11 protein-coding genes are annotated in these 13,074 nt (G+C 64.2%); 1 reads left to right on the plus strand and 10 read right to left on the minus strand.

From position 1 onward, the window contains the following. Positions 1-11: 11 nt before the first annotated feature. From gyrB to G3A50_RS15825, 10 genes are all read right to left on the minus strand, one after another. Positions 12-2,450, minus strand: coding sequence for a DNA topoisomerase (ATP-hydrolyzing) subunit B (gene gyrB / locus G3A50_RS15780; protein WP_163076151.1), 2,439 nt, complete (start codon positions 2,448-2,450; stop codon positions 12-14). Between the two features lie 57 nt (positions 2,451-2,507). After that, complete coding sequence (locus G3A50_RS15785; RefSeq protein WP_163076152.1) at positions 2,508-3,122, minus strand: LysE family translocator; 615 nt, start codon at positions 3,120-3,122, stop codon at positions 2,508-2,510. A 108-nt stretch (positions 3,123-3,230) separates the two neighbouring features. Further along, complete coding sequence (gene recF / locus G3A50_RS15790; RefSeq protein WP_163076153.1) at positions 3,231-4,382, minus strand: DNA replication/repair protein RecF; 1,152 nt, start codon at positions 4,380-4,382, stop codon at positions 3,231-3,233. Next, positions 4,379-5,494, minus strand: coding sequence for a DNA polymerase III subunit beta (dnaN, locus tag G3A50_RS15795; protein ID WP_163076154.1), 1,116 nt, complete (start codon positions 5,492-5,494; stop codon positions 4,379-4,381). The genes recF and dnaN overlap by 4 nt, the downstream gene beginning before the upstream one ends. A 246-nt stretch (positions 5,495-5,740) precedes the next feature. Continuing rightward, positions 5,741-7,171 carry a chromosomal replication initiator protein DnaA gene (gene dnaA, locus G3A50_RS15800; RefSeq protein WP_425483476.1) on the minus strand — a complete coding sequence of 477 codons (1,431 nt, stop codon included), beginning with the start codon at positions 7,169-7,171 and terminating at the stop codon, positions 5,741-5,743. A 1,241-nt stretch (positions 7,172-8,412) separates the two neighbouring features. Next, on the minus strand, positions 8,413-8,679 hold the full coding sequence (gene rpsT / locus G3A50_RS15805; RefSeq protein ID WP_163076156.1) for a 30S ribosomal protein S20: 267 nt from the start codon (positions 8,677-8,679) through the stop codon (positions 8,413-8,415). 167 nt (positions 8,680-8,846) lie between these two features. After that, positions 8,847-9,620 carry an enoyl-CoA hydratase gene (locus G3A50_RS15810; protein WP_163076157.1) on the minus strand — a complete coding sequence of 258 codons (774 nt, stop codon included), beginning with the start codon at positions 9,618-9,620 and terminating at the stop codon, positions 8,847-8,849. Between the two features lie 30 nt (positions 9,621-9,650). Then, a complete protein-coding gene (mutM, locus tag G3A50_RS15815) occupies positions 9,651-10,547 on the minus strand; it encodes a bifunctional DNA-formamidopyrimidine glycosylase/DNA-(apurinic or apyrimidinic site) lyase (protein ID WP_163076158.1) in 897 nt (298 codons plus the stop codon). 68 nt (positions 10,548-10,615) lie between these two features. Further along, the gene (locus tag G3A50_RS15820; RefSeq protein WP_163076159.1) at positions 10,616-11,260 is read right to left on the minus strand and encodes an HAD family hydrolase; all 645 of its coding nucleotides are present in this window, start codon (positions 11,258-11,260) and stop codon (positions 10,616-10,618) included. Positions 11,261-11,302: 42 nt separating this feature from the next. After that, positions 11,303-11,818 (minus strand): invasion associated locus B family protein, encoded by a 516-nt coding sequence (locus G3A50_RS15825; RefSeq protein ID WP_163076160.1) that lies wholly within the window; start codon positions 11,816-11,818, stop codon positions 11,303-11,305. Positions 11,819-12,200: 382 nt separating this feature from the next. On the opposite strand from G3A50_RS15825, the gene coxB reads away from it, so the two are divergent. Continuing rightward, the gene (gene coxB, locus G3A50_RS15830) at positions 12,201-13,040 is read left to right on the plus strand and encodes a cytochrome c oxidase subunit II (RefSeq protein ID WP_246252491.1); all 840 of its coding nucleotides are present in this window, start codon (positions 12,201-12,203) and stop codon (positions 13,038-13,040) included. Positions 13,041-13,074 lie beyond the last annotated feature (34 nt).

Raw genomic sequence — 13,074 nt, forward strand, 5'->3', positions numbered from 1 at the left:
CTCGTCAAGCATTACACGTCGACGCTTGCGCGCAGGGCATTCGCCTGAATGAACTCGCGACGCGGTTCAACGACGTCGCCCATCAGTCGATTAAAGAGGTCGTCGGCGTCGGCAACCTCCTTCACCTTGACCTGGAGCAGGGATCGGGCATTGACATCGAGTGTCGTTTCCCAGAGCTGCTCCGCGTTCATCTCGCCGAGACCTTTGTAACGCTGCAGCGCAACGCCCTTGCGTCCGGCATCCGTCACGGCATCAAACAGGTCCATCGGGCCGAACACCTGCGTATCCGAGCCCTTCCGGCGCAGCGTGCCTGCATTCGCGTGCACTTCCTGAAGTTCGGCGCCGAGGCTATCCAGGCGGCGCGCCTCCATCGAGGTGACGAAGGCGGTATCCAGAACGGCGACTTCCCGAACGCCACGCACGGTACGCGTGAAGCTGTAGCCGGAGGCGTCGGCAGTGCCCACCCAGCCACGTTCCGTCTCTTCGGCGATCAGGTCGAGCCGGGTCGCGACAGCCGACGCAACCTCGCTTGCGCGCTCTTCCTCGGAGAGAATACCGGCGGCGAAGGCACCGGCGATGGCCGCCTGCTCGACGGCGGCGCGGTTGTAGCGCGGGTGGAGGCCGTTCATCACGTGTCGGAAGGCACGGGTGGCTTCCAGTACGTGGTGCAGGTCAGCGCCCGTGCGGACCTCGCCGGATGAGAGGTGGAGCGATGCTTCTTCGAGGCCCTGCGTGATCAGGTAGTCCTCCAGCGAGCGTTCGTCCTTGAGGTACTGCTCGGACTTGCCACGGGTGACCTTATAGAGCGGGGGCTGGGCGATGTAGATGTGCCCGTTCTCCAGAAGCGCGGGCATCTGCCGGAAGAAGAAGGTGAGCAGCAGGGTGCGGATATGGGCGCCATCGACGTCGGCGTCCGTCATGATGATGATCTTGTGATAGCGCAGCTTGGCGATGTTGAAATCGTCGCGGCCAATGCCGGTGCCTAGCGCAGTGATCAGCGTGCCAATCATCTCCGAGGAGAGCATCTTGTCGAAGCGCGCGCGCTCGACGTTGAGAATCTTGCCACGCAGCGGAAGGATCGCCTGGAAGGCGCGGTTGCGCCCCATCTTGGCGGAGCCACCTGCCGAGTCACCCTCGACGATGAAGAGTTCGGACTTGGCCGGGTCTCGTTCCTGACAATCGGCAAGCTTGCCGGGAAGGGAGGCGACGTCCAGCGGGCTCTTGCGGCGTGTCAGCTCGCGCGCCTTGCGGGCGGCCTCGCGGGCGGCGGCGGCTTCCACCACCTTGGTGACCACGGCCTTCGCCTCGGCGGGGTTCTCTTCCAGCCAGTTGTTCAGCGCATCATTGACCAGCGCCTCGACGACAGGCCGAACCTCGGAGGAGACCAGCTTGTCCTTGGTCTGCGAGGAAAACTTCGGGTCAGGCACCTTGACCGACAGCACGGCGGTCAGCCCTTCGCGGCAGTCCTCGCCAGTGGGGTCGACCTTTTCCTTCTTGGCGATACCCGAGCGCTCGGCATAGCCAATCACCTGACGCGTCAACGCGGCCGCGAAGCCGGTGAAATGGGTACCGCGGTCGCGTTGGGGAATGTTGTTCGTGAAGCAGAGCACGTTCTCGTGGTAGCTGTCATTCCACGACAGCGCGCACTCGACCGTGATCCCGTCGCGTTCGGAGCGAATGACCACGGGCTTCGGCAGCACCGCCTGCTTGGAACGGTCGAGATACTGAACAAAGGCTTCGATGCCGCCCTCATACATCAGCTCCTCGCGCTTCACTTCGGTGGAGCGCGCGTCGGTCAGTACAATGCGGACGCCGGAATTGAGGAAGGCGAGTTCACGCAGCCGGTGCTCGAGCGTGGCGTAATCGAATTCGATCTTCGTGAAGGTTTCGGGCGAGGGGACAAACGTCACCATCGTGCCGCGCCGACCTTCGGGCGCGGGGCCGGTCACTTCCAGCGGTCCTTCGGCGTCGCCATGGCGGAAGCGCATCTTGTGCTCCTGCCCCTTGCGCCAGATGGTGAGATCGAGCGTGGTGGAGAGCGCGTTGACGACCGACACGCCGACACCGTGCAGGCCGCCCGAGACCTTGTAGGAGTTCTGATTGAACTTACCGCCGGCGTGGAGCTGGGTCATGATGACCTCGGCGGCCGACACGCCCTCTTCGTCGTGAATGTCGGTCGGGATGCCGCGGCCGTTGTCGGTGACTGTCACCGAACCCTCGGCGTTAAGCGTCACCGTGACCATGTCGGCATAGCCGGCAAGGGCCTCGTCGATGGCGTTGTCTACCACCTCATAGACCATATGGTGGAGACCCGAACCGTCGTCGGTGTCACCGATATACATGCCAGGACGCTTGCGCACCGCATCAAGGCCGCGGAGCACCTGGATCGACTGCGCGCCATAATCCTCCCCGTTCGGGGCGGGGGTCGGTTCGTGGTCGGAGTCGGCCATAAGTGCAACTCTTCGAATCGTTTGAATTGATAGGTCTTTTATAGCGCAACCGCGCGGTTATTTCGTGGCCACAAGCACGGCGGCACCCGCCATTGCGGTACCACAGGCGCGATTGATCAACCGAACGCCTCTCACACTCGTCGCGAACCGTCGCGCGCGGTGCGCAAGCACCACGTAGCTGCCGAACACACTTGTGAGGACGACGGTGATGACACCGCAGAGTTCCGCAAAGCCGATCATCGATAGATGGTTGAGATCGACAATGCTGGGCAGCAGGGCGAGATAGAACGCCATCGCCTTCGGATTTCCAAGCGTCATGCCAAGCCCGGTGAAGAAGAGACCGGTACGCGAATCCGTCTCCCGGATTTCCGCCGCCGCGACAACTCCAACAGGTGCCGTCCAGAGCTTCCAGGCCAGATAGACAAGGTAGAGGGCGGCGGCGAAGCGTACGAGAACGAACAGCGACCCCAGGGTGACCGCCAACGCCGCGAGCCCGAGTGCGGCGCCGGCCAGCCACACAATATCGCCAAGGACGATGCCGGCGACCAGCGGTGCCGTGCCGTCACGCCCGCGAACCAGTGTACGGGCGACGAGCGCAATCACACTGGGGCCCGGGGAGGCGGCTGCGAGCGCCAGCGCGGTTGCGAAAATGATGAGATCAAGCGCGTCCATGATGGCGCCTCTCGTGCGCGCCCGCGCGCGTCAGGTCAACCCCTGCTTTGGCGTGGCAGCCTTTCCGGCATTGCCAGTTGTGTGGTGCCGGCTCGCGTAGGCTCGGTTTCATGTTTTGAGTTGAGACACATGGCCCGGCGTGACGCTGAAGCGTTCTGCGCGTGATCCAAGAGCTTCGAAAGCTGAAGGGTCCGCGCCGGTCATCCACACCTGACCGCCCAAGATATCCAGTGCCTCGAACAGGGCGGTGCGGCGGGAGGGGTCGAGATAGGCAACGACGTCGTCCAGCAACATGATCGGAGTCATTCCGGCCATCTCGCGGACAAGTCGGGCGTGGGCGAGGGCCAAGCCGATCAGCAGGGCTTTCTGTTCACCCGTCGAGCCTTGCGCTGCCGGAATGGACTTGGGGCCATGGCCAACAAGAAGATCGCTGAGGTGTGGCCCATCAAGCGTGCGCCCGGCGGCGCGATCCCTTGGTCGAGCCGCACGTAGCGTGGCGCGATATCTATCTTCAACCAGAGTTGCCGGCTCCCGGGCGAGCGCCCGTTCAACTTCGCCGTCGAGCGACACGGTGGCCCAGGGAAAGGGTGAGGCGTCGTCGCGTCCCAGCGCGATGCCGGCGGCCAGACGGCGCACGGTTTCAAGCCGCGCGGCGGCTACGGCGATAGCGAGGGCTGCCAGTTCGTGCTCAATGGCATCGAGAAATCGCGGGTCGGCGCCTGGTTCCTCGAGCAATCGGTTGCGCGAGCGCAGGGCGCGTTCGAGCGCGTTGACCCGCGCGCCGTGCTCGGCATCGACCGCAAGCACCAGGCGGTCCAGAAACCGACGGCGTTCGGAGGGCGGTCCGAGGAAAAGCCCGTCCATCTCAGGCGTCAGCCAGACAATCCGGATGTGCTCGGCGAAGGCCGTGGCCGAACTGACCGGCTCACCGTTGATGCGGCAACGACGTGAGCGCGCTTCGCTTGCCTCGGCCTCGAGGCCAGTTCCGAGCGTCACATCCCCATAGGCCCCCTCGACGAGGGCCGAGACCGCCCATCCATCAGCGGGAACAACTGAGGACTCGCGTGCGCCAAACTGATGGAGCGCGGCGCGGCGCAGCCCGCGCCCGGGCGCCAGAAGCGAGATCGCTTCGAGAAGATTGGTCTTTCCCGCGCCATTGGGGCCGACTAGCACCACCGGCCCGTTGCCGGTATGAAGCTCGGCGGTACGGTAGCTGCGAAAATTCGTCAGCTTCAGACGGGTTATGCGTGTGTGAATCACACGCGCATCGGCATCAGTACATAGAGCGCGCCGCGCTTGTCCGGATCCTGCACCAGGGTGGGGGAGCCCGGATCGGCCAGCTTCAGCTCCGCCGTCCCGCCTTCGATCTGCGAGGTGATGTCGAGCAGATAACGGCTGTTGAAACCGATATCGATTGGCTCGGATGCGTAATCGACCTCAATCTCCTCGGTCGCACTGCCGGAATCGGGGTTGGTAACGGAAAGCGTGAGTTTGCCGTCCCCGATGGAGAGCTTGACCGCGCGCCCGCGCTCGCTCGCCACGGTCGAGACGCGATCAACGGCGGACGCGAAGTCGGCCTTGTCGACGATCAGCGTCTTGTCATTGTTCAGAGGGATTACCCGGCCGTAATCGGGGAAGGTGCCGTCGATCAGCTTGGACGTCAGCACGACGCGATCCAGTGAAATCCGGATCTTCGCGGTGGAAAGCTCCACCGTCATTTCTTCATCGGCATCTTCGGCAAGACGCTGGATCTCGGCGACCGCCTTACGGGGCACGATGACGCCGGGCATGCCGGCCGTTCCTGCCGGCGCGCCGGTCTGGGCCTGTGCCAGCCGGTGGCCGTCGGTTGCCACCGCGCGCAACATCGGACCATTGGCATCGACGACATGCAGATAGATGCCGTTCAGATAGTAGCGGGTCTCCTCGGTGGAGATCGCGAACTGGGTCTTGTCGACCAAACGCTTCAGCTCTCCCGCCGGAAGGGCGAACTTGTGCGTCATCTCGCCGGCGGCGAGATCGGGGAATTCACCCTCGGGAAGCGTCTGAAGCGCGAAACGCGAGCGTCCCGCGCGCACAGTCAGCGTGCCACGGTCGCCGGAAGTCTCGATCTGCACCTGAGCGCCTTCGGGGAGCTTTCGCACGATGTCGTAGATCGTGTGCGCAGGAACCGTTGTCGCGCCTTCCTGAGCCACTTCGGCCGGAATGGTCTCGACGATCTCGATATCGAGATCGGTTGCACGCAGGGCCAGCCCTCGCGCATCGGTGCGCATCAGCACGTTTGCAAGAATCGGGATGGTATTGCGCCGCTCGACGACACGATGGACGTGGGCGAGAGATTTGAGCAGCTCGGCCCGCTCGACAGTGACCTTCATGGCCGCGACACCCGTTGGCAGTGCGAGAAACGGAACGGAACGACGGGGAGGCGGGCGCTGCCCACCGTGCGCTCCGGGCGAACGGCGCAGGAGCGCCGCCGGGGGCGACGACATTGCCGCTAGTGCCGCGGTAAGGCAAGGCCACCCCGCCGCAATGCGGCAGAATGGTGGGGAAAGTAGCTGGGAAAACGGGGAAAGCGCCGTTCCCGGCGCTCTCTGCATCCGTCAGCAGGGCTTCAGAGCCTGCTAGTCGTCGTTGACCAGCCGCTTCAGCGCTTCGACCTCGTCCGCTATGGCGCGGTCGTTGCCGACGAGACCCTCGATCTTGCGGACGGCGTGAAGCACCGTCGTGTGATCGCGTCCGCCGAAACGACGCCCAATCTCGGGCAGTGAGCGCAGCGTGAGCATCTTCGCAAGATACATGGCGATCTGGCGCGGCTTCACCACATTCGCAGTGCGGCGCTGAGAAAGGATGTCGGCGCGCGTCACGTTGTAGTGCTTGGCGACAATCCGCAGAATGTCCTCGACGCGCACCCGCTTCGGTTCGCTGGGGCGCACGAGATCACGCACAGCGGTCTCCGCCATCTCAAGCGTGATGGCGCGGGAGGTGAGCTGATTGTGCGCAAGCAGGCGATTGAGCGCTCCATCAAGGTCGCGCCCGTTCTGACCACAGTGGCGCGCAATATAGGAGAGCACGTCGGTGGGAACGGTGAACCCGGGGTGCTGCTGGCCAAGCGCGGCGACGCGCGCGGCGAGAATGTCGTGCTTCAGCTCGTCATCGAGCGGAGAAATCTCCACCACGAGACCTCCCGCGAGGCGCGAGCGTACCCGCTCCTCCAGAGCGTCAAGCTCCGCCGGAGGCCGATCCGCGGCGATCACGACCTGCCGGCCGGAATCCATCAGCGCATTGAGGGTGTGGCAGAATTCCTGTTGGACGCTTTTGCCCTGAAGGAACTGCAGGTCATCGATCACCAACGTGTCGATGCCGCGAAGCTGTTCCTTGAACGCGAGCGACGACTGGCTCTTCAGCGCGGCAACGAAGCCATACATGAAGCGCTCGGCGGTGAGGTAGACCACGCTCCGCCCGTGTTCCGGTCCAGCTGCGGCGATGGCCTGCAGCAGATGCGTCTTGCCGAGCCCCACGGCAGCATGAAGATAAAGCGGATTGAAGACCGGCCCGGAACCGGCGGGCGCCTCGGCCACCTTGAGCGCGGCCGCATGAGCCAGGCGGTTGGAAGCGCCAAGCCTGTAGGTCGAAAAACTCAGGCGCGGATCGAGCGGCGAGCCGCTGCCGACCGCGGGAGCACCCGCAAAGCCCGAACGACCGGAATCCATCGATTGCCGCGCAACATTGGCAGATGTCGTCGTCGCGGACGAGGCGGGTGTCATGGCGCGCACCGCTGCCGCCGCGCCAGGCGGACGCAAGACCGCCGATCGCACGATCAGCTCGACGCGCTCAATTCCCATCTCTTCGCGCCAGAGCGCCGTCAGGCGTTCCACATAGTGCTGCTGAAGCCACGTCTTAAGAAAGCGGGTCGGAACCGAAAGCCGCACGGATCCGCCGTTGATCATGTCGAGCTCGAGCCGGGGAAACCAGCTCGAATAGACTTCTTCGCCAATCTCGGCGCGCAGACGCCGACGCACCCGTTCCCACGCTTCGCGCGGGGCGGCATCCAAACTTACATGCGAACCGGAACTCGTAACGGGACCTGGGTAGGGACCCCCTTCGGAGGGCTCAAGGCTGTTGGATTTGAACATGTAAGCTCCGCAGGTTTTTGGCGGTTGTTTCGAACATCAAGCAGACGCGCCGCGCGGCAGTCGCACCGCAGAAGTGCGGCGGAGCCACGGACGGAAATCTGTCGATGTCGATGGGTGGAATTCTACCAATCCGAGGCCAGGTTCGGCCAACAGACGGGCGTAACGGTCAGGCTCTGCGCCGCATCAGCCGGGAGGGCTGGTCGAGAGCGAGGCGGGAGGGATGGCGGACAATCCGAGGAGGGGGAGCGTGTCGATCATGAAGGCCATCTTCCTGGCTTGCTCGGCAAGCCTGCCTTCACAGGTTGTATCCACTCTTCCGTCCGTCCGCGTAGTCATAGTCGCCCCTTCGCGGCAAGAAGTTTGCCGTCCCCAATTAAGCTTCATATTTTTTGCGCAACTATAAGTGAACTCTGCGAGCTTCTACTCGACGAGTGGCGCCATTGTCTCTGGCTTCGTCATGCAGCTACGCAAGTAACGCGATGCAACGGAGGGGTAAAATGACAGCAAAAACACGCTTATCCCCTCCCCAAGACAAAAGGAGTACTTGATAACTCAACTTTTCGCTGAGGTGCCCGGCGGAACCGGATGAAGAGAACATACACAGCGCCTCTCTTCGGCGCAACGCTCTTGGTGCGATTCCGTCTCGTGGAACAGCGCTCGAAGCGCGAATCAGAGCGTCAAAAAAATACCATCAGTCGGCAAATCTCTGAGTCGCTTGCAAGAATCTGGGCGGCCTCATGATGACCCTTCCACCGATCCTTTTTACGTTTCGCGAGGCGGCAGGAGGGATGGGAAGGCTGATTCTCGGGGGCGGCGTGCGTATGCATCATAACACATTGATATATATAATAAAATTGTGAGCGAAGAGTGAGGCTCTATCGATGTTGATGGCGGTGAGTGGGCCTGCTCTCGGGGTCATCGTGAGTCAAGGGTTCGGCTGTGGCGCCATGTCGGATTTCCGCGCTATTCACGTTATGTGACAGTTTTGCAACGGGCGACGAGGCCGGGGTGAGGCATGTTCGGCTGGTCTGGTGCCGGCCGGTGCCCGCGGAAAGCAAAAAGCCCGGCTTGCGGCCGGGCTTTTCAAAGACTGCGGGTATTTGCAACGCTCGATTGAAAACAGTCGTCCGGGAGCCAAGTCGCGATCCCGAAACGCCTGATCAGGCGCTGAGCTTGGCAACCCGCTGAGCGAGGCGAGATACCTTGCGCGAAGCCGTATTCTTGTGAAGCACGCCCTTCTGGGCGGCACGCATGATTTCGGGCTGAGCCGCTTCGAAGGCGACACCGGCAGCGGCGCGGTCACCGGAAGCAAGCGCTTCTTCAACCTTGCGCACAAAGGTGCGCATCCGCGAGCGGCGGTTCTTGTTGACCTCGGTACGGCGCTCAATTTTGCGAGCCGCCTTTTTGGCGGAGGGCGTATTGGCCATCGGCCGTCCTCTTCGTCGTCGCAGGCGCGGGGAGTCCGTCCTGCCGGAATGTGTTGCGAAATCGTAAGCGTGGCCAGACCCGAAGGAGCCCCGCGTGAGTGGCGGGCTTATAGTCGCCGCCTGCCATGTCGTCAATACATAAGGCAGCTGGGGGCGGATCGTGCGTCTCACTTATTCTCGAACGAAGGCTCCCTCTTGTCGATGAAGGCGCTCATGCCCTCCTTCTGATCGGCCGTGGCGAACAAGGCCTGGAACAGGCGGCGCTCGAAGCGGATGCCCTCGGAGAGGGTGGTCTCGAATGCTCGGTTCACACTCTCCTTGGTCATCATCACCGCCGGCAGGGAGAGGCTGGCGATGGTCTCCGCGAGCTTCATCGATTCGTCCATCAGGTTGGCCAGGGGGACGACGCGCGAGACGAGGCCGAAGCGGTCGGCTTCTTCGGCCGAGAGGGTTCGCCCGGTCAGGCACATCTCCATGGTCTTGGCCTTCCCGATGGCGCGGGCAAGACGCTGCGAGCCGCCGGCGCCGGGCATGACACCGAGCCGGATCTCGGGCTGGCCGAAGCGGGCATTGTCGGCGGCGAGAATGATGTCGCACATCATGGCGAGTTCGCAGCCTCCGCCGAGCGCGTGGCCGGCGACAGCGGCGATGACGGGCTTGCGGCAGCGCGACAGCCGCTCCCAGGAGGTGATGAAATCATCGGTATAGGTCGCGGGAAAGGTGTGCGCCTGCATTTCCTTGATGTCGGCACCCGCTGCAAATGCACGATCCGAGCCGGTCAGCACGATGCAGCCAATGCCCGCATCCGCTTCGAACTGGTCGAGGGCCTGCCCGAGTTCGGCGATCAGCGCGCCGTTGAGGGCGTTCAGTGCCTTTGGGCGGTTCAGGGTGACGATGCCGACCCGTCCGCTGGTGGTAACGAGAATGTTCTCAAAGCCCATGGCCGCGCATCTCCGTTGAGGAAAGGGGTGCTATCGCTGGCACGACGCACAGTAAAAGGTGGAGCGGCCGTTCTGGACAAGCCGCGCGATGGTGCCATGGCAGCCGGGCATGCTGCAGGCGCCGCCCTCGCGGTCATAGGCCCGGAACGCGTGCTGGAAATAGCCGAGGGTGCCGTCCACCTGGGCGTGGTCGCGCAGCGTGGAGCCGCCGGCGGCGATGGCTTCCTCCAGCACGGCCCGGATGGTCTCGACCAGGCGGCGCGTGAGGGCGATGGGGCGGCCGGTGGGTGTCGTGAGGCTCGCGGCGATACGCTCAGGCGAGAGACCGGTGCGATGCAGCGCCTCGCAGACATAGATGTTGCCGAGCCCGGCGACGACCTTCTGGTCGAGCAGCGCCGCCTTCAGCGAGGTGCGCCGACCCCTAAGCGCCGCGGCAAGGTGGTTCGCGTCGAAGGCGTTGCCGAGCGGCTCCGGCCCGATGTCGCGAAACAACGGATGGATTTCGAGCTCGGCGCGGGGCACCAGCAGCATGGCGCCGAACCGGCGGGGATCGTTGTAGATGATCTCCGCGCCGCCTTCGAGCCGAAGGACCACGTGGTCGTGAGCCTCCGCCTTCGAGCGTGGCAGGTGGAAGTCACCCGGCAGCTGGCTGTCCTCGCCGGTCTCGATGCGGAAGGAGCCGGACATGCCCAGATGCATCACCAGCACCTCGGCCGGTGCCGGGCCCTGAGCGTCCAGATCGGCGAGGAGATACTTCGCCCGCCGTCCCAGCCCGGCGACCCGCCGCCCCGCAAGGCGCTCGGCAAAGCGCTCGGGCAGCGGCCAGCGCAGGTCCGGCCGCCGTGCCAGCGCGGAGAGGATGCGCCGGCCTTCCATTGCCGGGGCCAGGCCGCGACGGACGGTTTCGACTTCAGGCAGCTCGGGCATGGGGCGACTCAGGTGCGCGGTTCAGGTGCCAGGTGCATCGGGCGTCAAGGTGCACCGGGGCGGACACCTTATATAAGGGCGAGTTCGGCCAGACAGGATTCGAGTTCGGCGGCGCCGCGGAAATGGTGGGCGCGCAGGCCTGCCGCCCGGGCGCCTTCCACATTGGCGATCTTGTCGTCGATCATCAGCGCCTGCGTCGGGGCGACCTTGTAGAGCGCTGCGAGACGGGCATAGATCGCGGGATCGGGCTTCTTGGTGCCGAACTCGGCGGCGACATGCATGGCGCGGCCAAACAGCGCGCGCAGCTCGGGCACGAGGGCATCGAAATGCTCCTTCATGATGTGCCCGTTATTGGTGAGCAGCGCCAGCGCCGACCGCCCGGCCACGCGGGACGCCAGATCCACGACATCGCCGTCCAGCGTCATCGCCAGGGCACGGGTGCGGAACCACTCGGGCCGGCCGAAGGGCGCGCCGATCGCCGCCGAGATCGCGGCGAGATAGGCGTCGGGCGTCAGGCGGCCGGCATCGGAGGCATCCTCGATACCGCTGGCCCAGACCAGGCGTTCCACATCCGACGCACTCAGCCCCGCCAGCGCGCCCATCGCGGTGCGCCGGGCCTCGACGTCATAGCGCAGCAGCACGTCGTCCATGTCGAAGATGACAAGGCGGACGGGCTGGTCGGACGCGGGAGGAGAATCAGCAGCGCCGGGCATCGGGCAATTCGGGGTCGGAGGCGGCTCGGGAGGAGGGACGACTCAGGGGAGGGCGTCAAATCCTTCGCCGAACCCCTTGAGGCTCAGCGGGATGCCGATGCCTTCCTCGGGGGTCTGGAACACGATGAAGGTGGCGCTCTGCCCGTTGCGGAGCTGATTGATCAGCTTGTCGTCCATCACCACCTCGGCGACGCAGCCATTGGGCACGCAGCGCACGAAACCGGCCCGGCCGATATCGGCATTGTCGATCTTGAGCCCGAGGCCGGAGGGAAGCAGCACGCCCAGCGGGGCGAGAATGCGCAGCAGCCGACTCTGCTGGTCGGCGGTCTTCAGCACGATCACGGTGAGGCCGACATTGGGGCGGTCGTCGGCCTGCACGCTCTGGAGCAGGACGCATTGTTCCGCCTGCGCACCGGGCGGAGTGTCGCACCGAATCTGCCATTCGCCATGTACGGAGCGAACCACCCCTTGTGCCTGCGCGCCTGGCGCGGTGGCGGCAAACGCCGCCATGGCGAGTGCCGCGAACAGGACTGAACGGAGGGCCGCGAAGCCGCACATAGGCTGTCTCCTCAACAATTACACGAAGAGTCTTCTAAAGAAACGCCGCTGCGGGACAAGGCGAATCGTGTCGCGCCCTGCGCAGGTCACCCCCGGCAGGAACGCCGTACAACGCCTCACCGCCATGTCAAGAATGGGGCGGAAGTACCACTCCAGCAGATGGAACGGTTCCAGGGACCCGACGTCATGTCGCAGGATCGGAGGGGCGTTGGCGCGTTGCTCAGGTGTCCTTTTTGTGTTTGATGAATGTCAAATGCCGTTGGTCCGGCCGATGGCCACGCATGGCTATGGTCGGAGCGCAAGGTAATCGATGGGAGTGACGATCGCGATGAAATCGTGGATCCGCAACGCTGCGCGCACCGCCGCCGGCTTCATTGTGGGAATGACCGGCCTGCTTGTCCTGGCACTGACAGGAACGGGCGCGGCGCTTGCCGGCACCGGGCAGCCTTCCCCCTGGCAGATCAACCTGCAGGGGGCCGCTTCTCCGGTGATGGAGAGCATCCATTCGTTCCACACATTTCTGCTGGTGATCATCATCGGCGTGGTGCTGCTGGTGCTGGCACTGCTCATCCTTGTGATCGTGCGGTTCAACGAAAAGTCGAACCCGGTTCCCTCGCGGACCACCCACAACACGCTGATCGAGGTGCTGTGGACGGTGGTCCCGGTGCTGATTCTGGTGGCGATCGCCATTCCCTCGTTCCGGCTGCTCTTCCTTGAGCTCGACCTGCCCAAGGCCGACCTGACGGTAAAGGTGACCGGACACCAGTGGTACTGGTCCTACGAATATCCCGACAACGGCGCCTTCAGCTTCGACAGCCTGATGGTGGCGACGGCGGACCTGAAGCCCGACCAGCCCCGCCTGCTGACGGTGGACAACGAGGTCGTGGTGCCGGTGAACAAGATCGTCCGCATCCAGGTGACGGCGGCGGACGTGATCCACTCCTTTGCCCTTCCTTCCTTCGGCGTGAAGATCGACGCCCTGCCGGGCCGGCTCAACGAGAGCTGGTTCCAGGCAACCAAGGAGGGCGTATATTACGGCCAGTGCTCGGAATTGTGCGGCCGCGACCATGCGTTCATGCCCATCGCCATCCGGGTGGTGAGCGACGCCGAGTTCGCGAGCTGGGTCGAGAAGGCCAAGCAGGAATTCGCCTCGGTGGAAACTCCGGAGCGGTTGGCTCAGGGCGACATCGTACCGGCCGTGGCCGGCGCGGCGGCGCGCTGACGGTTCCGGTTCGGCGCATCAACGATTCGAAGCG

Source organism: Ancylobacter pratisalsi, from assembly GCF_010669125.1.
GTDB lineage: Bacteria > Pseudomonadota > Alphaproteobacteria > Rhizobiales > Xanthobacteraceae > Ancylobacter > Ancylobacter pratisalsi.

What these genes read in the sequence shown, in the direction of transcription:
- gyrB (WP_163076151.1), bottom strand. Translation starts at nt 2,450, where the DNA reads ATGGCCGACTCCGACCACGAACCGACCCCCGCCCCGAACGGGGAGGAT.
- G3A50_RS15785 (WP_163076152.1), bottom strand. Translation starts at nt 3,122, where the DNA reads ATGGACGCGCTTGATCTCATCATTTTCGCAACCGCGCTGGCGCTCGCA.
- dnaN (WP_163076154.1), bottom strand. Translation starts at nt 5,494, where the DNA reads ATGAAGGTCACTGTCGAGCGGGCCGAGCTGCTCAAATCTCTCGCCCAC.
- rpsT (WP_163076156.1), bottom strand. Translation starts at nt 8,679, where the DNA reads ATGGCCAATACGCCCTCCGCCAAAAAGGCGGCTCGCAAAATTGAGCGC.
- G3A50_RS15810 (WP_163076157.1), bottom strand. Translation starts at nt 9,620, where the DNA reads ATGGGCTTTGAGAACATTCTCGTTACCACCAGCGGACGGGTCGGCATC.
- mutM (WP_163076158.1), bottom strand. Translation starts at nt 10,547, where the DNA reads ATGCCCGAGCTGCCTGAAGTCGAAACCGTCCGTCGCGGCCTGGCCCCG.
- G3A50_RS15820 (WP_163076159.1), bottom strand. Translation starts at nt 11,260, where the DNA reads ATGCCCGGCGCTGCTGATTCTCCTCCCGCGTCCGACCAGCCCGTCCGC.
- G3A50_RS15825 (WP_163076160.1), bottom strand. Translation starts at nt 11,818, where the DNA reads ATGTGCGGCTTCGCGGCCCTCCGTTCAGTCCTGTTCGCGGCACTCGCC.
- coxB (WP_246252491.1), top strand. Translation starts at nt 12,201, where the DNA reads ATGACCGGCCTGCTTGTCCTGGCACTGACAGGAACGGGCGCGGCGCTT.